Origin of the sequence: Novosphingobium sp. (assembly GCF_039595395.1) — a bacterium.
Lineage (GTDB): Bacteria > Pseudomonadota > Alphaproteobacteria > Sphingomonadales > Sphingomonadaceae > Novosphingobium.
Genome location: NZ_JBCNLP010000006.1, coordinates 1,440,878 through 1,462,391, shown reverse-complemented (window position 1 = coordinate 1,462,391; position 21,514 = coordinate 1,440,878). Strand labels below are relative to the sequence as shown.

Annotated in this window: 16 protein-coding genes; 12 read left to right on the top strand and 4 right to left on the bottom strand. The window is 65.5% G+C overall.

Going from position 1 to position 21,514, the window contains the following annotated elements:
- Positions 1–11: 11 nt before the first annotated feature.
- Together ABDW49_RS26030 and ABDW49_RS26025 are read left to right on the top strand one after the other, a co-directional pair.
- On the top strand, positions 12–626 hold the full coding sequence (locus tag ABDW49_RS26030) for a sigma-70 family RNA polymerase sigma factor (protein ID WP_343616555.1): 615 nt from the start codon (positions 12–14) through the stop codon (positions 624–626).
- The gene (locus tag ABDW49_RS26025) at positions 535–1,512 is read left to right on the top strand and encodes a FecR domain-containing protein (protein ID WP_343616553.1); all 978 of its coding nucleotides are present in this window, start codon (positions 535–537) and stop codon (positions 1,510–1,512) included. Before ABDW49_RS26030 ends, ABDW49_RS26025 begins: the two co-directional genes overlap by 92 nt.
- A 24-nt stretch (positions 1,513–1,536) precedes the next feature.
- Here the strand turns inward: ABDW49_RS26025 and ABDW49_RS26020 are convergent, their stop codons facing one another.
- The 3 genes from ABDW49_RS26020 to ABDW49_RS26010 are packed head-to-tail and all read right to left on the bottom strand — an operon-like array spanning position 1,537 to position 6,730.
- The gene (locus tag ABDW49_RS26020; protein ID WP_343616552.1) at positions 1,537–2,070 is read right to left on the bottom strand and encodes a DUF3237 domain-containing protein; all 534 of its coding nucleotides are present in this window, start codon (positions 2,068–2,070) and stop codon (positions 1,537–1,539) included.
- The gene (locus ABDW49_RS26015; RefSeq protein ID WP_343616550.1) at positions 2,067–3,803 is read right to left on the bottom strand and encodes a tannase/feruloyl esterase family alpha/beta hydrolase; all 1,737 of its coding nucleotides are present in this window, start codon (positions 3,801–3,803) and stop codon (positions 2,067–2,069) included. The genes ABDW49_RS26020 and ABDW49_RS26015 overlap by 4 nt, the downstream gene beginning before the upstream one ends.
- A gap of 14 nt (positions 3,804–3,817) precedes the next feature.
- On the bottom strand, positions 3,818–6,730 hold the full coding sequence (locus ABDW49_RS26010; protein ID WP_343616549.1) for a TonB-dependent receptor: 2,913 nt from the start codon (positions 6,728–6,730) through the stop codon (positions 3,818–3,820).
- Between the two features lie 229 nt (positions 6,731–6,959).
- Here ABDW49_RS26010 and ABDW49_RS26005 point away from each other — a divergent pair, with 229 nt between their 5' ends.
- The 8 genes from ABDW49_RS26005 to ABDW49_RS25970 all read left to right on the top strand — a co-directional run bounded on the left by ABDW49_RS26005 (position 6,960) and on the right by ABDW49_RS25970 (position 15,179).
- Positions 6,960–7,352 carry a BlaI/MecI/CopY family transcriptional regulator gene (locus ABDW49_RS26005; RefSeq protein WP_343616547.1) on the top strand — a complete coding sequence of 131 codons (393 nt, stop codon included), beginning with the start codon at positions 6,960–6,962 and terminating at the stop codon, positions 7,350–7,352.
- Positions 7,349–9,025, top strand: coding sequence for a M56 family metallopeptidase (locus ABDW49_RS26000; RefSeq protein ID WP_343616545.1), 1,677 nt, complete (start codon positions 7,349–7,351; stop codon positions 9,023–9,025). Before ABDW49_RS26005 ends, ABDW49_RS26000 begins: the two co-directional genes overlap by 4 nt.
- A 246-nt stretch (positions 9,026–9,271) precedes the next feature.
- Positions 9,272–9,667, top strand: coding sequence for a UrcA family protein (locus ABDW49_RS25995; protein ID WP_343616543.1), 396 nt, complete (start codon positions 9,272–9,274; stop codon positions 9,665–9,667).
- Positions 9,668–9,962: 295 nt separating this feature from the next.
- Positions 9,963–10,391 carry a prephenate dehydrogenase/arogenate dehydrogenase family protein gene (locus ABDW49_RS25990; protein WP_343616542.1) on the top strand — a complete coding sequence of 143 codons (429 nt, stop codon included), beginning with the start codon at positions 9,963–9,965 and terminating at the stop codon, positions 10,389–10,391.
- A complete protein-coding gene (locus ABDW49_RS25985; protein ID WP_343616541.1) occupies positions 10,366–10,704 on the top strand; it encodes a hypothetical protein in 339 nt (112 codons plus the stop codon). The genes ABDW49_RS25990 and ABDW49_RS25985 overlap by 26 nt, the downstream gene beginning before the upstream one ends.
- A gap of 304 nt (positions 10,705–11,008) precedes the next feature.
- Positions 11,009–11,377 carry a hypothetical protein gene (locus ABDW49_RS25980; RefSeq protein WP_343616540.1) on the top strand — a complete coding sequence of 123 codons (369 nt, stop codon included), beginning with the start codon at positions 11,009–11,011 and terminating at the stop codon, positions 11,375–11,377.
- Positions 11,374–14,214, top strand: a complete 2,841-nt coding sequence (locus ABDW49_RS25975; RefSeq protein WP_343616538.1) for a response regulator — start codon at positions 11,374–11,376, stop codon at positions 14,212–14,214. Before ABDW49_RS25980 ends, ABDW49_RS25975 begins: the two co-directional genes overlap by 4 nt.
- Entirely contained in the window at positions 14,211–15,179 is a 969-nt protein-coding gene (locus tag ABDW49_RS25970; RefSeq protein WP_343616537.1) for a diguanylate cyclase, read from the top strand. The genes ABDW49_RS25975 and ABDW49_RS25970 overlap by 4 nt, the downstream gene beginning before the upstream one ends.
- A 48-nt stretch (positions 15,180–15,227) precedes the next feature.
- On the opposite strand, the gene ABDW49_RS25965 is transcribed toward ABDW49_RS25970, so the two are convergent.
- A complete protein-coding gene (locus ABDW49_RS25965; RefSeq protein ID WP_343616536.1) occupies positions 15,228–17,129 on the bottom strand; it encodes a beta-N-acetylglucosaminidase domain-containing protein in 1,902 nt (633 codons plus the stop codon).
- Positions 17,130–17,396: 267 nt separating this feature from the next.
- On the opposite strand from ABDW49_RS25965, the gene ABDW49_RS25960 reads away from it, so the two are divergent.
- Together ABDW49_RS25960 and ABDW49_RS25955 are read left to right on the top strand one after the other, a co-directional pair.
- Positions 17,397–18,287 (top strand): ROK family protein, encoded by an 891-nt coding sequence (locus tag ABDW49_RS25960; RefSeq protein ID WP_343616535.1) that lies wholly within the window; start codon positions 17,397–17,399, stop codon positions 18,285–18,287.
- A gap of 197 nt (positions 18,288–18,484) precedes the next feature.
- Positions 18,485–21,466, top strand: coding sequence for a TonB-dependent receptor (locus ABDW49_RS25955; protein WP_343616533.1), 2,982 nt, complete (start codon positions 18,485–18,487; stop codon positions 21,464–21,466).
- The last annotated feature ends 48 nt before the right edge of the window (positions 21,467–21,514 follow it).

Genomic DNA, 21,514 nt, shown 5'->3' with positions numbered 1-21,514 from the left:
CGGGGGCGCCGATGGAGGATCTTCATGCGAAGCTGGAATGGTTCGAGAGGGAGATTCTTCCTCACACCCCGGTTTTACGCTCGCGCCTGCGCCGATTGAAAGGCGCGGCGGACGATCTGGACGATCTCGTCTCGGAAGTGTTGACGCGCGCCTATGCCAATCCGCGCTGGCAACAGGTGGACAATGGTCGCGCCTATCTCTTCACCATCGCGCGCAACCTGCTGGTGGACAGCGCCAGACGGCAGAAGGTGGTGGCCTTCGACACGATCGTCGAGTTCGAGGCGCTGCAGAGCAGCTATGATCTGTCCGCCCATCTGTGCGCGCGCGACCAGTTGCGCAAGCTGCAGCCGGTGCTCGATGCTCTGCCCCCGCAGGCCCGGCGGGTGTTCGTGGCGCGGCGTCTGCATGAAAAACCGATGGCGCAGATAGCGGATGAGATGGGCTTGTCCGTCTCAACGGTTGAAAAACACTTGGGCGTTGCACTGGCCGCCTTTATGAGGGCGCTCGCTCAGCAGGAACAAGAGGTGATCAGCGTTGGAAAGCAGCCCGACAGCGCCGCTTCGACAGCACGAGGAGGAGGCGATCCGCCATCTGCTCGCGCTCGAGAATGGAGGCGGGGAGGCTGAGCGTCAGGCTGCCGAACGCTGGATCGCGGCCTCGCCCGAACATGCGGTGGCCTTTGCCCGCGCCCGTCAGGCCTGGCGCGCCGCCGCCCTGCTGGATGCCGAGCCCGAGGTGGGCAGCGCGGATCTGGCCATGCAAGCCCCGCGCGGCAGTCGGCGGGGCGTGTTGCTGGGCTCCGCGGGGCTTCTGGGGCTGGCGCTGGCGGGCGCGGCGGGGGGCTGGTTCTTCCTGCATCGCCAGCTTCTGACCACGCGCGTCGGTGAAATCCGCGAGGTCGCTCTGCCGGATGGTTCGCATGTGGTGCTCAATTCCGACACGGTGGTCGAGGTCGCCTATACGCGGGAGCGGCGGCGGCTGAGGCTCAAGCGCGGCGAGGCCTTTTTCGAGGTGGCGCATAATCCCGCGCGCCCCTTCGATGTCGAGGTGGGCGACACCATGCTGCGCGCGCTGGGCACGGCCTTCAATGTGCGCGACCGGGGCGCGGTGGTCGAGCTGACGGTCTCGCATGGCGTGGTGGGCGTGCGTGAGGGACAATCGGCGCTGCACAAGGTGCCGGCGGGCAATTTCGCGATCATCCACCCTGATGCCGTGGCGGTGGCGAGTTATGACGCGGCAGGTCTTTCGCAAAAGACGGCATGGCGTGAGCATGTGATCGAGCTGAACGGTGATTCCCTGGCTCAGGCGGTCGAGGAGTTCAACCGCTATCGCAAGCGCCCCATCGTCATCGGCGACCAGCGCGTGGCGGCGCTGCGGGTGGGCGGACGCTTCCAGACCGATGAATCCGCGCAATTCATCGAGGGGCTGGAGCAATCCATGCCGGTGCGCGCGATCAGGGATGCCGATGGCGGCATCCTGCTGCTCTATACCGATGAGGTGTCGCAGTCCTGATCGGTATAGAGCGATGCAGGGCCTTTAAAAGACGCGGAAAAAGCGCAGTTTGACTGCCTGACGCGCTGGTTTCAGGCTGGTGAGCGTGCCGACGAAAACGGCATGGTTCAGCCAGTCATAGGGGCCCTTGGGCGCGGTGATCTCTGGGGTGGAGAAGGCATAGCGGCTGCCGTCGGCAAAGTTCTCGACCAGCACCTTGTTCAGCACGGTGATGATCGCGCCATCATGGGTTTCCAGCTCGTAGAGGGCGCTGAGTTGTTTCACGCCATCGCTGCGGATCAACTGGCGGTCGGCGCCGCCGGGGCGCACCTTGCCGTGCAGAGCGTGACCATGCAGACCGGGGCCGGAAAACTCGCCGCCGATGATGGGCACGATGCGCCGTCCGCCCAGCGGGCCTTCGCCCATATCTTGCGATTCAGCGATATCGGCGATGATCTCAAGCGCCAGTTCGAGGCGAGGCGCGCCATCCGATGAGGGGGCGGGGGCGGCGAGGGCCTGCTCTCCCATGGCGAGCGACAGCAAGGCTCCGGTGGCGAGAAAATCACGGCGGTTGGTCATGATGATGGTCCTTTGCTGTTGGGTGCCACGCAGGAGAAGCTGGCGGCGCTTTCAATGTCGCCATGGCCGTCATAGCGGGCCGTGGCCGGCCAGGCGCAGAGCGGCCGGGTGCGGCCCGGCCATGGCGTGCCCTTGGGCGCGGTGGCCAGAATGGTCCGGGGCGCCTGCCCTTTTTCGACCCAGTTCTGCAGCGCGGTGAAGGCATCGAAGCTGGTGGTGCCCGGCCCGCCCCGGCAGTGGTTCATGCCCGGCACCGGGAAGATGCGGGTGAAGTCTGCGGCATGGCCATGGTCGGCCTTGTCCAGCGCGCGCCACCAGTCGAGCGTGTCGTTGAGCGAAAAGACCGGATCGGCCACGCCCTGCGCCACGATCATCCGTCCGCCATGGCGCTGAAAGGCGCTGCGATCCGCCGAGCGTGCCGCCATCAGATCCCAGGCCGAAACGGGGAAGTCCGAGGTGGTGCGATAGATGCCTGCCTGCGCGGCATCCATGTTCACACCCTGCGCATAGGTGATCAGCGCGGCGGGCGTGTTGGCCACGGCGACGGGCGGGCTCTGGAACATGGTGGGCAGTGCCGTGCCGCCCAGCAGCACATTGCGGCCATCATTGAGCGCAGCGCCCGCCGTGCCGATTTTCCACGCGCGCCAGCCGGTGAAGCTTCCGCCGCCCCAGTCGCCGCCGATCCCGGCATCCCACATCCAGTCGGTGTAGATGGCATGGCCCTGACTGTTTTTCGGCCCGCCCATCACCTGCGCGAAGGCCTGGATCTGACCGCCTGACAGGCAGGAGGCATTCTTGGCGCCGTTGCAGGTGAGACGTGCCAGTTCGGGGCGGACGCGCTGCGTGGTGCACGCGCCCACCGCGCCGACGATGCCGTCGCGCGCGCCATCCAGCGCGTCGCAGGCCCTCAGCACCGCGCCAGAGATCAGCCCGAGGTCGGCGTTGGAGAAGGTGGCGTTGAGCAAAGGCAGACCATTGGCGTCAAAGCGCCTATCGTCCTTGGCAAGGCGCATGAACGCCTTGCTGTCCCACACTTGCGCCAGCGCGGCGCGGGGCAGGGAGAAGCCCGGCGCATTGGCCATGATGCCGTCGAAATCATCGGGGAAGTGCTCGGCCATGGCCATGCCCTCCTGCCCGCCCTTCGAGCAGCCGACGAAATAGGAATATTGCGGCGGCCCGCCATAGAACGTCGCCAGCAGCGCCTTGGCTGTCGCCGTCACCCGGCCCAGCGAGGCGAAGGCATAGTTGCGCCTTGCGGTGTAATCCCAGCCAAAGCTGGTGGGGCCGCCGCGTTCGGGGCGGTCGTTGCGGTTGTTGTCATGGCCGGAATCCTGCGAGACCACGGCGAAGCCGCGCGAGAGGGCGACCTCGCTTTGCTCGCCTTGCAGGTTGCCCAGCGCATCGCCCAGCACGCCGTCGCCGCCGCCGCCGCCCTGAAAGAAGAAGCGGCGGTTCCAGTCGAAGGGCAGGCGCAGGTGATAGCGGATTTCATAGCTCTGCCCGTCGCTGCCTGTGCGGCGGGCGATATGGCCGATCACCTCGCAATGGGCGGGCAGAGGCGCGGCGGCGGGATGGACCACCGCGCTGTCCACGGCTGCGTCCTTCGCCAGACCGGCGATGGCCCCCGAGGCCAGCGCGCTGCAACGCGCCTGCGGCGGCGCCTCCTTCTGGGCCAGCGCGGGCATGGCTCCGCACAGGCCCAGCACGCTGCAGGCGATCATCCAGCGCCGCATGGGCTTCCCCCTCATCAGTAGCGGGCCGTGGCGCTGACCATAAAGGCGCGGCCCACCACATCATAGACACCCAGATTGGTGGTGCCCGCAACCCCGCCGACGATGGGTGGCTGCTTGTCGAGCACATTGTTCACGCTGCCGCGCAGTTCGAACTTGTCCGAGACTTTCACGCGGGCCGAGAGGTCGAAGTAATCATAGGCGGGCGTGCCCGGAACGGTGGTGCTGGCGCTGGTGACGCGCGAGCTGTCGGCAAAGGCCGAGGTGTGGCGCCAGCGCCCGCTGATCTGCGTCTTGCCGATGTCGACCGCCAGATTGGTCAGCAGCTTGAAGCGCGGATAGCTGACCGTGGAGCTGATCGTGCCCGCCCAGTTCTGATAGGCCGAGCCGGGCAGCACCTGAATGTCGAACTGCGAGAGATAGTTGCCCTCGACATTGAGTGTCACGCCGCCCTTGCCGCCAAGGCCCATGTCGGCAAAATCGGCATGCCAGTCGAATTGCGCGTCGATGCCTGAGGTCTTGTAGCCGCCCAGATTGAGATAGGGCTGCGAGGCGGTGGTGAACAGGCCCGAGGTCGCGTCGCGCCCGAACAGTTTGCAGAAATAATTCGACGGATCGTATGTGGGGTTCGACCCATCGCTGTTGAAGCATTTCTGCAGCGCGACATTGGCCGCCAGCGGCGAAATCGCCTGCGCGATCTTGATGTTGTAGTAATCGACCGTCAGGCTCATGCGGCGGAAAAGCCCTGCCCTGGCCGGGGATTGCAGCACCGCCCCCGCCGTGAAGGTGTCGGCCTTTTCGGGGGTCAACTGGCTGTTGCCCTGTGTCTGGGTCACGATGGAGGTCGTGGGCTGGGTGAAGCTGTTGTACAGCGCCGGATTGATCCCGGTGGCGATGCACAGGGCCTGCACCTTCGCCGCATTGGCCCCGGCGCGCGCGGCGCTGCGGGCGTCGCACGGGTCACCGGCGGAGGGCGGCAGGCCGATGTTGGTCACCGTCTGCGAGGGGGCTAGAAACAGCTCGCCGATGTTGGGCGCGCGCACCGAGCGCTGATAGCCGCCACGCAGCAGCAGCACCCTGGCCACCCGCCAGTCGAGCGAGGCCTTGTAGGCCGAGACGCCGCCCGAAACATTGTAATGCGAATAGCGATAGCCAAGATCGAGGTTGACCTCGCGCGCCAGCGGCGTGTCGGCCAGCAGCGGCACCAGCAGCTCGACCGCGCCTTCGGCCACGCTGATGGCGCCGGTGGTGGGCTGGGTGGCCGTGATGCTGGAGATGTCGCCGCCGATGGAGGCCGCATCGGGGTTGAACTTGTAGGTGTTGCGGCGATAGCCCGCCGTCACGGCGAAGCGCACATTGCCCGCCGGCAGGTGGAACAGGCGGCCTTCCATCGTGCCTTCCACGGCGGTCTGCGTCACCTTGGTCTTGTTGACCAGGGTGCGCAGCAGATAGGCGCGGCAACTGTCCGAAAGCTGGGTGATGCCGAAGGGATTGTAGCCGCCCGCGCAGATGCTGGCCCCGCCATCGGGCGCGTTGATCAGCGTGCGCGCCGCCGACATGCTCATCGCGCCAGAGGTGGTGATGTCCTTGTTCAGCCCCTCGCCATAGGAGGCGTAAAGATCCCAACTGCCGTCCAGCCCGGCCAGCTTGCCCTTGGCGCCGAGCAGGCCCTGATAGGTCTGGCCCTCGGTGGTGAAGGCGCGCGGGCCCGCTTCATCGGCGCGTTTGTTGAAGGTGAAGGTGGCGGTGGGGTTGGCGCGCGAGGCGAGCAGCGTCTTCAGATCCGCCGGGATGAAGGGGTTGGTGACGGGAATATCGAGCTGCCACGGCGCCGCCAGAATGGGCTGCGAGGATTGCGTCGAGGCGCTGGTGTTGTTGTAGAGCCCCTGCGCATAAAGGGTGGTGTGGTCGTCCACCTCGAACTCGCTATGCGCGAAGATGTTGTAGCGCTTGAGTGGCACCTGAATGAAATTGTAGAAATTGGAATTGTAGCCGAAGGCGGTCGGGGTGGAAACGTAAGGGTTGGTCGTCGGACCCTGATAATTGTAGGCGGGGGCCGTCTTGGTGAACAGCGAGCCGTTCTGGTTGAAGCCCAGATTGGTGGTGCCGCTCACCGTTCCCGCGGCCACGCCATATTTGGCGAAGACGCTGTTGAGCGCGGCCTGCGACGCGAAATTGCCCGCCTGAGGCACATAGTACCCCTGCGAGATAAAGCCGCTGGTGGCGCTGTATTTCGAGAAATCGCGATCCTGCGAACTCAGCACCGAGCGATGGGCATATTCGCCCGAAATGATCAGCGATCCGCGCCCGTCAGCGAAGGCGGTGCCATACAGCACGCCAAGCTGCTGGTTGCCCGCATCGCCCTGACCGGAGATCCCGGCCTGAGCGCGCATCTCCAGCCCGCGAAAATTCTTGCGCAGCTTGAAGTTGACCACGCCCGACATGGCGTCCGACCCATAGGTGGCCGAGGCGCCGCCCGAAATCACCTCGACATTGCCGATGGCGAGCGAGGGGATGGTGTTGATGTCGATGGTGCTGTCGATGCTGCCGGGCTGCAGGCGGCGGCCCTCCAGTAGCACCAGATTGCGCTGGGCGCCAAGCCCGCGCAGGTTGAGCGTCGATTGCCCCACCGTGCCGCCGGTGCTGGAGTTCGAAAAGCTGCCCGAGCCCGGCTGGAAAGCGGGCATCTGCAACAGCGCGGCATCCACGGTGGGCTGGGCGGTGGCCTGCAGCGCCTCGGCGGAGGCGGTGACGATGGGGCTGGGCGCCACCAGATCGCGGCGGGCGATGCGCGATCCGGTCACGATGATATCGGCGGCCTGTGGCTGGGCCGGGGCGGCAGGCGCGGTGTCCTGCGCCATGGCGGCATGTGTGGAGACGATAAGCGCAAGGATGCTGCAGCCGCGCGCGGCCTGCTTTCGATAGAACATCTCATTCCCCCAGTTTTGTTATGACTCACAGCTATCGTGATTTGCCGGGGGCGGCCAAGCGGATTTTGCTATTGAACAATGCAATATCAGCATGGGTTTTCACAAACACGCGAAAAATGGCATGATGGTAGCGCTCGGCCACCATCCTTTTGCTCGCTGTGAAATTGCGCTTGCGGATGTGCTACAAATGTAGCATGCTACAAATGTAGCGAGACTCGAGGAGAGGATCATGACGCTCAAACTGCCAAGGCGCGAACGCGAGGTCTTCGAGATCCTGTGCGCCAATGCCCCCATCACCGCGGCGGCCGTGCGCGATCGCATGGCCGATGCGCCCGGCTCTTCGGCGGTGCGCACCCTGCTCAGCCGTCTGGAAGCGCGCGGGCTGGTCAGCCATGTCGAACGCGATGGCGTCTATGATTACAGCCCGACGCAGGCTGTCGAACAGGTGCGCGGTTCGGCGCTCAGCCAATTCGTGAAGACCTTCTTCGAAGGCTCCGCCATCAGCGCCGCGACCGCCTTGCTGGGCATGTCGCGCCAGCCCGATGCCGAAGAACTTGAGGCGCTGGAAGAGGCGCTGAAACAGGCCCGCGCCCGCGCCGCCGCTCAGGAGCATCAGTCGTGAGCCCGGCGCTGCTTGGCGGCCTTGCCGCGCAATCGACGCTGGGCGCCGTGCTCGGGCTGGGAGGGCTGTGGCTGCTGCGCCATCGCTCGCCGCTCGACCGGGCCAGTTGGCTGAAGCTGGCGTTGGCCTTGCTGCTGGCGCTGCCGTGGCTGCCGCGCGTGCAGGTGCCGATGCCCGCCGCGCTGGCCGCGATGATGCCGGTGCAGAAAGCCGCGACACGCATCGAGCAGGCCCGTGCGGTGCCCGTGCAGGCCTCTGCGACGCCCGACCGTTCCGCCCAATCTGTGGCCTCGCCCTCGCAGGCGCCTTTGCAACTGCCCTCGGTTTCGACGCTGGCGCTGCTGGCCTATGGGCTGGGCGTGGGCGTTCTGCTGGGGCATCTGGCGCTGGGGCTGGCGCTTTTGAGCCGCTGGACCCGCCGGGCGCGACCGCTCGACGATAGGGCGTGGCAGCATGCACTCAGGGCGTCCGGCGCTCCGGCAAACACGCTTCTGCTGGTCAGCGACCGGGTGCGGGCCCCGCTGAGCTGGGGGCTGAGCCGCCCCGTCATCCTGATCGACCCGTCCAGCGCCCTGCGCCCCGCCGATGCCCCGGCCATCCTCGCGCATGAGGCGGCGCATATCGCCGGGACCGACTGGCTGGCGCTGATGGCGGCGCGGGTGGCGACGGCGCTGTTCTGGTTCAATCCCTTGGTCTGGGTGCTCACCCGCGCGCTGGTCCAGCATTGCGAGGAAGCCGCCGATGCCAGCGCCCTGCTGCGCTGCGCTCCTGCCGATTATGCCGAAACGCTGATGACCTGCCTTGCGGGCCGTGCGGGCGGGATGGGCACCACGCGTGCTGTGCCGGCGAATGGCATGGCAGCGGGCCATGGCCTGTCGCGCCGGGTGCATCAGGTGCTGGATGCCGCGCCGGGCGATCTGCTGCGCCGCTCACGCGGGGTGATGGTCGGCCTGACGGGTGTGGCCTCTCTGGCTGTGGCCGGGTCGCTGGTCAGCTTTGCCGCCGCCGCCGATCTGCCTCAACTCAAGCCGGGCCAGAGCTGGCGCATGGTTCACCCCGATGGCACGGTGGAAAGCCGCTATCGTGATCGGAATGGCGATACCACGATCAGCGTGGTCAAGGCCGATGGACATCACACCACGGTTCGGGTGGTGCGCAATGGCGGGCATTCCACGGTGGTGAGCGATGACACTGCCGATGTGATCCCGCCGGTTCCCCCCGTGCCGCCTGTGCCGCCTATGCCCCCCGCACCTCCGGCCCCGCCGCTGAGCGCCATGCGTGACGAGGGCGATGGCCCGCTGTCCCGCGCCGAAATCGCCCGCATCCGTGAGGAAGCCAGTCGGGCCCGCGCCGAGGGGCTGGCTCAGGCCGCCGCCGGTCGCGCCGAGGCCGAGCGTGGTCGCCGTGAAGCCGAAATGGGGCGCCGCGAGGCGGAACAGGCCCGCAACCAGGCTCTTCGCGACGCCGAGCAGGCCCGGCGTGAGGCCATGGCTCAGGCCGATCAGATCCGCCGGGATGCTTTGAACCAGGCCAATCAGGCGCGCGCCGAAGCCATGGCGCAAGCCTATCAGGCGCGGCGCGAGGCGCTGGCCGAGGCCAATCGGGCCCGTATCGAAGCCATGGCCGAAGCCCGCGCCGCCCGCCATGCCGCTTCGGACAGTTCCGACAACTGACGATATGACGATCTGATGATGTGACGATCGGGGGCGGGCGGAATCGCCCACCGCTCCCCCCGGCCGTCGGCCCGTCCGGCTTTCACCCCCCGGACGGGCCCCATACCGGCCCCTGAACCACACAGTTCTGACGCATTCCCCCAATGCATGCCCTTTACCCGCGATGGTGAAGCCGCCCCCGCTCGCCCTCGCCTGGCCCCATGCGGCCCCTTCGACACTGGGGAGCAAAACATCAGGAGATTGAGTATGACCACGTCTCTTCGTGCCACGCTTCGCTGCGCCCTTGTCTTCGCTGCCGCTCTGGCCGCAGCCCAGAGCGCGAGCGCACACACCATCGACGACAGTGCCGATCAGGCACCACGGGTCGAGATCAACCTGGCCGGCGTCGATCTGACCACACCTGAAGGCCAGAATGCTGCCCGGCACCGCATCAGCGCGGCGGCGTGGAACGTCTGCCGAGACACGGTCGACACCGACGGCACCGGCATGCGCCGCGCCGCTTGCGTCCTGACCGCGCGGCGGGAAGGTGGCCGGCAGCTTGACGGCTTTGTCGAGCAGGCGATGGCTCGGGCCGGGGGTGCGCGTAGCGCCGGCTTGCCGGGCAAGGATCTGGCCGCTGTCTCCGGGAGGGGCTTGCGGTAAATCGGTGAGGATCGCGCTTTCTCGTGGGGCGTCGATCTTCCATGATGCGGCCTGCATCCGGACGGGTGCGGGCCGCGATCCTGCGCGGGGTGCCGGGCGAGGTGCGCATCGCATTGACAAGGGTCCATGCCCGATCTAACCGCAGGCCATGGCCAAGACCTTTCTCCTGAACGGGACGTATTATTACCGCTGATCAGCGGTGGGTCTGTGTCGTCCTTCAACCGCTGCTCGACCAGCGGTTGCATCACTTTCAGGCAAGGCAGGTCCGGCAGCTTTCTTATGAAAGCACAATCTTGTGGCATCGCCTGATTTCTCGGATCGCCCCTCGCTCGGCATCATCGGTTTTGGCGCTTTCGGGCGGCTGATTGCGGATCATCTGCGCGATTTTCTCAAGATTTACGCCACGGACAGCGCGCCTTTGGCCGAGGCGCCCGAGGGTGTCACGCTGACCGATCTGGCGCGGGTTTGCGCTTGCGACATTGTGGTGCTGGCCGTGCCGGTGGCGGCACTGGGCGCGCTTTGCGCGCAGATCGCGCCTTTGCTGCGCCCCGGTGCGCTGGTGATGGACGTCGGATCGGTGAAGGTCGAACCGGCGCGGATCATGGTGGCGCAGCTTCCCCCGCATGTGTCGGTGATCGCCACTCATCCCATGTTCGGGCCGCAAAGCATCGGGGGGCGGCATGCGGGGGCTCAAGCTTGTGCTCTGTCCCATTCGAGGCGGTGAGGCGCGCCGTGTCGCCGCCTTTCTGCGCAGGGCGATGGGGCTGCGGATCATCTGGGCGACGCCCGAGGAGCATGATCGCGAAGCCGCCTTCACGCAGGGGCTCACCCATCTGATCGCGCGGGCGCTGCTGCCTCTGGAGGCGCCGCGCCGCATCACCACGCGCAGCTTCGACCTGCTGTGGGAGGCCGTTTCGATGGTGCGCCACGATGCGGTCGGCGTCACCGCCGCGATCGAGAGCGGCAATCCCTTTGCCTCTGATGCGCGGCAGGCGTTTTTCGCGGAGATGGATGGACTGCGGCGCCTGTTGGGCTGATCTGTATGGTGGAGCGCTACAAATAAGATAAATTACTTATGTTTGTATTGGTTGCGAAGACATGCCCTTGGAGGAACGCAAATGTCCAATGCTACACGAAAGGTGATGGATGACATGCTGATGTCTTTCATGTCGAGGCTGGTGGCATAGTTGGCATCATCCTGTTGTTTTCATCGCGTTGGGCTTGAGGGCATGTCCAGCAGGGGCTGCGTTAACGAAGAACAAGGACTTCAATGCTAAAGATTCCTCGAAAAGAGGATGAAGAGCTATGGTGGCACTTTGGTCGTCGTCTCGTGGCAATCGCATGAAGGTATCCTCCGATGCCGTGGCCCGGTTGCGCCAGAGCCCGGCGCTGCGCGACTTTGCGCCGGCAGCGGTGCTCTTCACCCTCGGGCTGACGGCCCTGCTGGGCGCCTCGCTCTCCGGGGACGGCCGTAACGGTCAATATGTGGTGATCGGCGCGCCATGGTCGGGCCAGAGCCGGATGATCGATGTCATCCGCGGCGCGGATGGCGGCCTTGCGGCGCTCGGCGGCTTTGCCAATGTTGCCATCGCCAGCTCATCCCGCAGCGATTTCGCCGCGAGGGCGAAGCAAGGCGGCGCATGGCTGGTGCTGCCAAGCCCACGCATCGCAGGCTGTTTCGGTCTCCAGTCGGAAGCGTCTCCCCAATGAACCTCGAACTTGACAGTCTGCGCCGCCATTTCGCGCGCCTTCTTCTCGCGCTGCTATGGGCGCATGTGCCTTTGCTCGGGCTGGTGGCCTGGTTCATGGGGCGCTCGCCCGTTTCGCCCATGCTGGCGGGGGCGGTGCTGGCCGGAGCCTATCACCTGACCTGGTTGCAGCGCGGCATTGCGCCCGCCACCCGCTATCTTTCCGCCGTTGCGCTGGTTGGCGAACCGGCGCTGCTGCTCTTCCTGCTGCGGGGCCATCCCTGGCAGATGGACATGCATATGTATTTCTTCGCCATGCTGGCCCTAACCATCGCCTGGTTTGACCGCACCGCCATCCTTGTCGCGGCGACGGCGACGGCGCTGCACCATCTGGTTCTGCTTTATCTGCTGCCTTTTGCGGTGTTTCCCGGCGAGGGCGATATTGGGCGGGTGCTGTTGCATGCGGCCATCGTCGCCTTCCAGACGGCCGTGCTGGTCTGGCTGAGCAATATGGTGGTCGAAAGCTTCGGGCGCATCGGCAGGATGAGCGCGGAAATCGTCGAGAAGAATGAGGCGCTGGAACTGCGCACGCAGGAGGCCGAGGACGCCAACCGCTCCAAGAGCATGTTCCTGGCCAATATGAGCCATGAGATCCGCACGCCGATGAATGCGATCCTCGGCTTTTGCCATCTCTTCCAGCGCACGCAACTTGATCCCAAACAGCGCGACTACATCACCAAGATCAATGGCGCGGGCGTGTCGCTGCTGCGGTTGATCAACGATATTCTCGATTTTTCGAAGAATGAGGCCGGGAAGCTCACGCTGGAAAGCCATGTCTTCGATCTGCGCGCCGCCATCGAGAACCAGATCCAGTTGGTGGCCGACAATGCCGCAGCCAAGGGCGTGGTCCTGCGGCGCCATGTCGAGGATGCCATTCCCCCCGAACTGCTGGGGGACGAGTTGCGCTTCAACCAGGTGCTGCTCAATCTGCTGAGCAATGCGGTGAAATTCACCAGCGCGGGCGAGGTTACGGTCTCGGCCCGGCTGTTGACCAGTGACGAGAAGGAGGCGCGCTTCGAACTCTCGGTGCGCGACACCGGCATCGGGCTGACGCCGGAGCAGCAGGCCTCTCTGTTCAACGCCTTCACCCAGGCGGACAGTTCGACCACGCGCAAGTTCGGCGGCACCGGGCTGGGGCTGGCGATCAGTAAGCAGATCGTCGAGCTGATGGGCGGGCAGATCCGCGTCGAGAGCGAGCCCGGCGTCGGCAGCACCTTTATCGTTACGGTCGGCATGGCGCTGCCTCAGGGCATGGATGCCATCGGGCTGCAGCCTTCCCCGGCGCTGCGCAAGCTCAAGGTGCTGGTCGCCGATGACAATGCCGCCGCGCGCCAGATCGCCGGAGAGATTTTCCGCGACTGGGGCATGGCTGTCGATCTTGTCGCCTCGGGGCCGGAGGCGATCAGTGCCATCGAGATGACGCTGCCCTCGGGCCAGCCCTATGATCTGTTGCTGCTCGACTGGAAGATGCCGGGCATGGACGGCATCGACACGATCGAGGCGATACGGCGCATTCCCGGCCTGGCCAGACTGCCCGTCACCCTGATCGTCACCGCCTATGGCAATGACGAGTTCATGGCGGAGCTGGGCAAGGCGGAAATCTCGGCCTTCCTCACCAAGCCGGTGGATGCCCGCGCGCTGCTGGGCACGATCACCAATCTGTTCCTCGACGCGCCGCAGGGCGAGGCAGAGGCGGCGCAAGGCGGCGTGCCGATGGTCTCCCCGGCCTTGCGCGGTCTGCGCGTGCTGCTGGTGGAGGACAATGAGATCAACCGCGAAATCGCCGAGGAACTGCTCACCGATGCGGGGCTGCTCTTCGATGTCGCGGAAAACGGGCGGATCGCCTGCGACCTTATGGCCCAGCGCGGCGCGGATTATGCCGCGATCCTGATGGATGTGCAGATGCCCGAGATGGATGGCATCGAGGCGACCGGCATCATCCGCCGGAGCTGGTCCGCCGATGCCCTGCCAATTCTGGCCATGACCGCCCATGCCTATGAGGAAGAGCGCCAGCGCTGCTTTGCCGTGGGCATGAACGACCATATCGCCAAGCCGATTGCTCCAGCCAATCTGGTGCGCACGCTTGACCGGTGGCTGAAGGCGGATCGCGCGGCGGCTGCGCCTGTGGCGGCCGTGAGCGAGCCGGCGTTGAAGATTGACGCCATTCTGCCCGACCAGCTTCCGCCCTTCGGACTGGAGGCGGCGCTGGGGCGGGTCAACGGCAAGGCGGCTCTGCTGCGCAAGCTGATCCTCTCCTTCGCGGACAGCTACGTCGATGCCGGAAAGAGCCTGACGGCGATGCTGGCGCGCGGCGACCATGCCGAGGCCCGGCGTTTTGCCCATACGCTGAAAGGCGTGTCGGGCTCGCTCGAATTGCCCGAGGTTCAGGCCATCGCGGCTCAGATCGAGCGCAGGATCGCGGCGGAGGACCTCTCCGGGATCGACAGCAGGATCGCCGAGCTGGAGGCGAAGATCGCCCCGGCCATTGCGGCGGCGCTCAGCCTGAAAGCGGATCGGCAGGTCGTGCGGGATGACAAGGGCCCGGCACTGGCCGATCCGGCCGAGGTGGCGGCTGCTGCCGCGCGGCTGCGTGACCAGATCCAGCGCCGCAGTCTCAAGGCGCGGTCCGGCTTCGATTCGCTGGCCCAGACTATGGGGCTGTCGCCGGAGGCCATCGCCGACCATCCCCTGCGCAAGGCGCTGGAAAGGCTCAATTACGATCAGGCGCTGACGCTGCTCGATGCCGGGCAGGACTGGCCCGTCCCCGAGATCGCCCCCGAGATCAGAGAGGCATCATGAACAGCTTGACCGGCAGCATCACCCGCCGCGCGTCCATTTTGATCGTGGACGATGAAGTCTCCAACATCGAGATCATGAACGCCATCCTTGAGGATGATTACGAGATCTCCTTCGCCACCTCGGGCGAGGAGGCGCTGGAGACCGCGCGGACCATCCTGCCCGATCTGATCCTGCTCGACGTGCTGATGCCGGGCATGAACGGTTTCGAGCTCTGCAAGCAGTTGAAAAGCGAGGCCCTGCTGGCCGATGTTCCCGTGATCTTCACCACCGGCCTCGGCGATACGGCCGATGAGGTGCGGGGGCTGACGCTTGGCGCCATTGACTATGTGACCAAGCCGGTGGAGCCGGTCATCCTGCGCGCGCGGGTCGGCAACCATGTCGAACTCAAGCGCCTGCGCGACAAGATGGCGGAAATGGCCGTCACCGATGCGCTGACCGGCCTGACGAACCGGCGCGGCATGGAAAAGATCCTGAACACCGAGACCGCCCGCCTGGCGCGCACGGGGGAGTGGCTGTCGGTCATCATGCTCGACATCGATTTCTTCAAGCTGTTCAACGACAATTACGGCCATCCGGCGGGTGACCGCTGCATCGCCATGATCGGCTCGGCGCTGAGCCGCGCCGTCAAGCGCGCCGCCGATGTGTCCGCGCGCTATGGCGGGGAAGAGTTCGCCTGCATCCTGCCGGGCGCGGATGCTCAGGCGGCGATGTTTGTCGCTCAGGAAATCCTGTTGCAGGTCCAGGCGCTCGACATTCCGCACGAACATTCGCTGATCAGCAAGCGGGTCACGGTCAGCGTGGGGGTGGCTTCGGCGCGCTGCGAGCCGGGGTTGACCCCCGACATGTGGATCGGCCATGCTGACAGTCAATTGTATCACAGCAAGCATGGCGGGCGAAACCAGATCACCACCCATACCTTCGGGAGCGAATGCGAAGAGCCCGTCGGTCAGCTCAAGGAAGCCTGACCTGCAAGGTGAGGGGCCCGCATCGCGGATCGACACGGGCCCTCTCGATCAGCCCTGTGGGCTTACAGGCGCCGTGTTCGCCTGAGGCTGAAACACCAGAGTCGGCGCCTGTCGAATGAAGAGATCGAGCACGCCATCGCCCACCCGGATCGCGCCCTGTGGCCGCGTCGTGCCCGATATCGTGTGGATCGCCTCGGCCTTGGTGGTCAGCGCTGCGGCATCGGCGAAATGCTGCGCGGCTGCGGGGTCTGCCGCAAGGGCCGCCGTCAGCCCCGCTGTGCTCGCCTGAAGGGCCTGGCCCCACAGCGCCATCGCGTCGAGCCATGGCGCGCTCTGGGCAAGGAAACCGGCATCGCTCACCCCGGCGCGGATGATGCCGGGCGCGGCGGCGATGCGATCGGCCTGCGTGGCAAGGTCGCGCAGCACCGCGCCGCGCTCGGCGGGCGTGCCATTGGCCAAAGTGTCGCGCACAAGGTCGAGGCGCTGTTTCAGCAAGGGCGCCTGCACCTGCCATGCCTGTGCGCCGAAGGTGGGGGCCAGATGCTCCAGATCGAAGAGCAGCATCAGCGCCGTGGTCACCTCCGCCTTTTGGCCCGCCAGAGCGCGCGCCGCGAAAAGGCGGCTGCTCTCGGGGTCGTAATCGCGGTCGTTCCAGGCGAAGGCGGCGCTGCCGGTCACCGCGACGCGGCTGGGCGCCTCCTGATTCATCGGATTGGCCAGAATGCCGTTCAACTCGTCCGACAGGCCGCCCGCCCGCCCCGCATAGGGGGCCATCAGCAGCCGCCCGGTCGATTCCGGATAATCGTTGACCGGGTAATTGTCCCAAAGCAGCGTCTTGCGTCCGAAGGCCTTGGCGGCGGCCTTGGCATCGCGGATGGCGATGGCGGGAGGCACCACATCGGTACCGGTCCATTGCACGAAGACGCGCGGATCGACCGCGCGCAGCGCCGCCTTATAGGGCGATTCGGCGGCGTCGTAATATTCGGTCGGCACGATCATCAGCCCAGCCTGCGGATCGCGCGCGGTGAGCCAGCCCATCGTGTCATTGGTCAGGGCGGCCTGGGCGCGCCCTGCCGCCGCCTTGTCGGGCGCGCCGAAAGCGGCCTCGTCGCCGGGGCAGTTCCACTTGGTGTAGTTGATGTCGTCAAAGGCGATGTAGAAAGACCGCACGCCCAGCGCATGGAAAGCATCGATCTTGCGGCGCAGCGCCGCCACGTCTGCGGGCGCGCTGTAGCAGATCGAGGGTCCCGGCGAGATCGCATAGGTGAAGCGCACATGGCGCCGCCGCGCCTCTTCGATGAGCGTCTTCAGTTCCGCCAGCCGCTCTGCCGGATAGGGATCACGCCAGCGGTCGCGGGCATAGGGATCGTCCTTGGGGCTGTAGACATAGGTGTTGGCTTTGAGGCTGCCGAGAAAGTCGACATGCGCCAGCCGGTCGGCGCTGGACCAGGGGGCGCCATAGAAGCCCTCGATCGTGCCGCGCACCGCCATGCGCGGGTGGTCGGCGATGGTCAGCGCGGGCATGGTGCCGCGCGTGGCGATCTGCCGGAAGGTCTGAGCGCCGTAATAGAGGCCGTCCGCATCGGCGCCGGCCAGCACGATCAGCGCCGCGCCGCCCGAGGCCGCGCTCGCCAGCGCATAGCCCTCATGATCGGTGACCGGTGTGCCGCCCGCCTGCGCCAGAGCCTGCGCGACGGTGGTGTCGCTTGCCATGCCGAGGACGATCAGCGTTTCCCTGGCGGTAGAGGGTCGGCGATGCGCGATGCGGATATCCGTGACGCCGATCGCAGCCAGCCCCTCGCGCACCAAGCGGAGCATTTCGGGGTCGCTGTCGCGCTGCATCACGATCGTCGCCTTGGGCCCGATCGGCAGCAGCCCGGCGGTGAGGCGCATGGCGATGGGCTGCGGCATGACCTGGGGCAGAGTGGCGACCGGGAGGCTCTGCGCCATGGCCGATGCGCTTGAAACGGCGAGGGCGAGCGACGCGGCGTAAGGGAAAAGCTTGGGGTCAAGAAGCTTGGGGGGCACGCGTATGGAACTCCTGTGTCGGCACTGGGTGATGTGATGCAGGGATAATGTCGTGATGGCCATAAGCACCAGCGGCAATTAAAAAATAAAATTGATTGAATAAATCGCCCGGCAGCGTAGTTAGAGCTTACCGAGCTTGGCTGTTGTCCCGCGAAGATCGGTTTCATCTCAATGAAACAAAAGAGAAAAATGATGAGGCGTATCGCTGGCGTCGAATTGGGCGGCACCAAATGCATCGTGGTTATGGCCGATGAAACAGGCCAGATCACCGCGCGCGAGACGATCCCCACGCTCGATCCGGTCGGGACGGTGGCGGCCATCGAGGCTGTACTGGATGGCTGGTGGCAGGAGGGCGCTTTCGAGGCGCTGGGCATCGCCTCCTTCGGTCCGCTGGATCTGGATCGTGCCTCGCCCAGCTATGGCAACATCACCTCGACGGCCAAGGCGGGCTGGCGCGATACGCCGCTCGCAAGCAGGCTGGCCGCGCGTTACCCGGTGCCGGTTGCCTTCGACACCGATGTGAATGGCGCCGCCTTTGCCGAGCGTCGCTGGGGCGCGGGGCAGGGGCTGGACGATCTGGCCTATGTCACGGTCGGCACCGGCGTCGGCGTCGGGCTGATCGTCAATGGGCGCACCACGCGCGGCATCGGCCATTGCGAGGCCGGGCATATGCGTGTCGCACGTCTGCCCGGCGCGACATGGAAAGGCCATTGTCCCTTTCATGGCGATTGCGTCGAAGGTCTGGCCGCAGGTCCGGCGATTGCCGCCTGTGCCGGGCGTGATGGCGCAACGCTCTCCGACGAGGATCCGGTGTGGGAGCAGGTGGTCGATGCGCTGGCGCAGATGAGCCAGGCGCTGGTGTCGATTGCCGGGCCGCGCAAGATCCTGTTCGGCGGCGGGGTGATCGCGTCGCGGCCGGTTCTGATCGCGCGAATCGAGGCGCAGCTGCGCGCTCTGATCGGTGATTATCTGACTCTGCCGGCGGAAGATTTTGTGATGGCGCCGGGGCTTGGATCGCTTGCCGGGCCGCTGGGTCCCATCGCTCTGGCGCTCGATCTGCTCGGTGATACCGCTACCTAAGCATCAGTAAAATAGCGTAATTCTGGCAGCCCGGCGGAGCCGCTCCGCCGGGCTGTGGCGCGTTTGCGCATGGCAAAACTTAAATAAAGAAAATTACCGAATTTATCTTGTGAAGCGCGCCGCTTTCGACCTATGAAGCTGAAAATACGCAAAGCCGATGGTCGGGCGAATGACCCGAGACGGCCCAAAGGGGGATCATGATGAGGTTTGTCGCAACGAAAACGATCATGCGTGTGGCGCTGGCGGCGTCCACCATGTTGGCCACGCCCGTGCTGGCGCAGCAGGCCGCACCCGCTCCCGCGCCGGATGCCCCGGTTGCCGCACCGGAAACCGCCGCCGCGCCCGCTCCGGGCCGCGACATCATCGTCACCGGGTCACGCATCACCAGCGGCGGCTTCAGCGCGCCGACCCCGACCCAGGTGCTGGGCGCGGATGCGATCGCCAAGAACGCCCAGCCCAATATCTTCACCACCGTGGCCCAGCTTCCCTCGCTGACCGGCAGCACCGGCGCCACCGTCGGCGCGAACGGCACCTCGACCGGCGTGCAGGGCCTCAGCACCCTGTCGCTGCGCGGCCTTCAGCCGATCCGCACCCTGACGCTGATCGACGGCCAGCGCGTCGTGGGCGCGAATGTCACCGGTGTCGCCGACGTCAGCCTGTTCCCGCAATTGCTGATCCAGCGCGTCGATGTCGTCACCGGCGGCGCCTCGGCCTCCTATGGTTCGGACGCGGTGGGCGGCGTGGTCAACTTCGTGACCAACACCCGCTTCAAGGGCTTCAAGGCCAATGTGCAGGGCGGCATCAGCCAGTATGGCGATGACGGCAATTACACCGTGCAGATGGCGGTCGGCAAATCCTTCCTCGAAGACCGCCTGCATGTCATCGTGAGCGGCGAATACAGCCATGAGGGCGGCATTCCCTCGGCCGGTTTCGGCGTCGGAAACGATCCCAACGGCAGTGGTCCGAACGGCCGCAACTGGCTGGTCGCGCGCAACCTCATCAACCGCGGCATCACCAATGACGGCATGCCGCAGTATCTCGACCGCAACTTCACCCAGAGCTATCAGTCCGCGCTTTACGGCCTGATCACCGCCGGGCCGCTGCAGGGCACCGCCTTCGACAAGAACGGCAATCCCTATCAGTTCCAGTATGGTTCCAACGGCGTGCCCTCGCATGCCGCCAATGGCGCGGTCATCGGCTGCTACAACGGCCTGTGCCAGGGCGGCGACCGTTCGGGCAATGTCACCAACGGCAATGCGCTGATGTCCTCGCTGACGCGTGCCAACGGCTATGGGCGTATCGGTTTCGACATCGACAGCGACAATGAGATCTACACCACCGTCAATGTCGCGCGGGTGACGACGGGCAATGTGCCTAACCCCGGCTCGGCGCAGTTCGGCAATCTGACGCTGCAATGCTCGAACCCCTATGTGCCCGCCGCCATTCAGGCTGCCTGCGCGACCAACGGCATCACCAGCTTCAGCTATGGTGTCGACAATGCGATCTTCCCCAATTTCGTCACCGTCCACACCAAGCGCGACCAGTATCGCTTCGTGGTCGGCGCGAAGGGCAAGTTCTCGGCGCTGGGCACCGACTGGCGCTATGACGGCTATTACGAAAACGGCACCGAGATCACCGACATCAACGTCAGCAACATTCCGCTGATGCCGCGCTACAATGCGGCGATCCAGGCGGTGCGCGGCGCCAATGGCACGATCACCTGCGCCAACCCCGTCGCGGTGGCGAGCGGTTGCCAGCCGCTCAACATCATCGGCGGCGCGACACCCAGCACGGCGGCGCTCAACTATGTCGAGCCGATCAACGGGCCGTTCCAGCACACCCGCCAGCATCAGGATGTCGCCAGCGTCTCGTTCAACGGTGAGCCGCTGCGCCTGCCCGCCGGTCCCCTCTCGGTGGCCTTTGGCGGCGAGTTCCGCCATGAATATTACAAGGTCGATGCCGATCCTTACGGCAATGGCGTCAGCGACGGTTCGTCCTACACCGCTGACTATCCCTCGGACCCGCTGCTCAATCCGCAGGGCGGCAACTGGTATGCCGGCAACTATCACAACGGCCACGGCGGCTACAGCGTTTACGAGGGCTTCCTCGAGCTCAACGCGCCGCTGTTTGACTCGCATCAGATCGGCAAGGCGAACCTTAACCTTGCGGGCCGCATGACGCATTACACCACCTCGGGCACGGTCTATACGTGGAAGATCGGTGGTACCTGGCAGACGCCGCTCGACGGCATCCGTCTGCGCGCCGTTACCTCGCGCGATATCCGCGCGCCCAATCTGAGCGAGCTTTACGCCGCGCCGGTGACCAGCAACCGCACCGGCACGACCAATCCCTTCAACAACACCTCGCTCACCGTGCTGCAGACCACCACGGGCAACCCCAATCTGAAGCCTGAAGTGGCGAGCAACACCGAGGCGGGCATCGTGCTGTCGCATCCGTCGTGGGCGCCGCGCCTGAACCTGTCGTTCGATTACTATCGCATCAAGATCAACAATGCGATTTCCTCGCTCGACGCGCAGACGCAGATCAACCTGTGCTATTCGGGCGTGACCGCCACCTGCGGCACGTTCAATCTGAACGATCCGAACAACGCCTATGTCACGGTGCAGCCCTTCAACCTGTCCTCCATCTACACCGATGGTTTCGACATCGAGGGCAGCTATCAGTTCGACCTGTCGGGCCTGCATCTGCCGGGCAAGCTGGCGCTGCGCGGCCTGGCCACGCATGTCCGCAACTTCATCACCAACACCGGCCTGCCGGGCACCATTCCGATCCAGCTTGCCGGCGTCAATCTGGGCCAGAATGCGGTGCCCAAGTGGAAGCTGCTGCTGGTCGAGGATTACACCACCGACAAGTTCAGCCTCACCCTGCAGCAGCGCTGGTTCAGCGCGGGCGTGCTGGCCAATGAATACATCGTCTGCCAGAGCAATTGCCCGGTTTCGACCGTCAACCACCCGACGATCGACAGCAACTATCTGCCCGGCGCCATGTATGTCGACGTGAGCGCGGCCTATAATGTGACGAAGAATGTGCAGGCCTTCGTGAAGGTCGACAACCTCTTCAACAAGAATGCGGCCACCGTGCCGAGCGATATCACCAACCCCGGCCTGTATGACGTGATCGGCCGGATGTATCGCTTCGGTATTCGCGCCAACTTCTAACCCGCCTCCCCCCCGAGGGCCCTGGTTCCGTGCGAAAATGCCCTTCGC

What these genes read in the sequence shown, in the direction of transcription:
- ABDW49_RS26030 (WP_343616555.1), top strand. Translation starts at nt 12, where the DNA reads ATGGAGGATCTTCATGCGAAGCTGGAATGGTTCGAGAGGGAGATTCTT.
- ABDW49_RS26020 (WP_343616552.1), bottom strand. Translation starts at nt 2,070, where the DNA reads ATGACCAACCGCCGTGATTTTCTCGCCACCGGAGCCTTGCTGTCGCTC.
- ABDW49_RS26015 (WP_343616550.1), bottom strand. Translation starts at nt 3,803, where the DNA reads ATGCGGCGCTGGATGATCGCCTGCAGCGTGCTGGGCCTGTGCGGAGCC.
- ABDW49_RS26010 (WP_343616549.1), bottom strand. Translation starts at nt 6,730, where the DNA reads ATGTTCTATCGAAAGCAGGCCGCGCGCGGCTGCAGCATCCTTGCGCTT.
- ABDW49_RS26005 (WP_343616547.1), top strand. Translation starts at nt 6,960, where the DNA reads ATGACGCTCAAACTGCCAAGGCGCGAACGCGAGGTCTTCGAGATCCTG.
- ABDW49_RS25995 (WP_343616543.1), top strand. Translation starts at nt 9,272, where the DNA reads ATGACCACGTCTCTTCGTGCCACGCTTCGCTGCGCCCTTGTCTTCGCT.
- ABDW49_RS25980 (WP_343616540.1), top strand. Translation starts at nt 11,009, where the DNA reads ATGAAGGTATCCTCCGATGCCGTGGCCCGGTTGCGCCAGAGCCCGGCG.
- ABDW49_RS25975 (WP_343616538.1), top strand. Translation starts at nt 11,374, where the DNA reads ATGAACCTCGAACTTGACAGTCTGCGCCGCCATTTCGCGCGCCTTCTT.
- ABDW49_RS25970 (WP_343616537.1), top strand. Translation starts at nt 14,211, where the DNA reads ATGAACAGCTTGACCGGCAGCATCACCCGCCGCGCGTCCATTTTGATC.
- ABDW49_RS25965 (WP_343616536.1), bottom strand. Translation starts at nt 17,129, where the DNA reads ATGGCGCAGAGCCTCCCGGTCGCCACTCTGCCCCAGGTCATGCCGCAG.
- ABDW49_RS25960 (WP_343616535.1), top strand. Translation starts at nt 17,397, where the DNA reads ATGATGAGGCGTATCGCTGGCGTCGAATTGGGCGGCACCAAATGCATC.
- ABDW49_RS25955 (WP_343616533.1), top strand. Translation starts at nt 18,485, where the DNA reads ATGATGAGGTTTGTCGCAACGAAAACGATCATGCGTGTGGCGCTGGCG.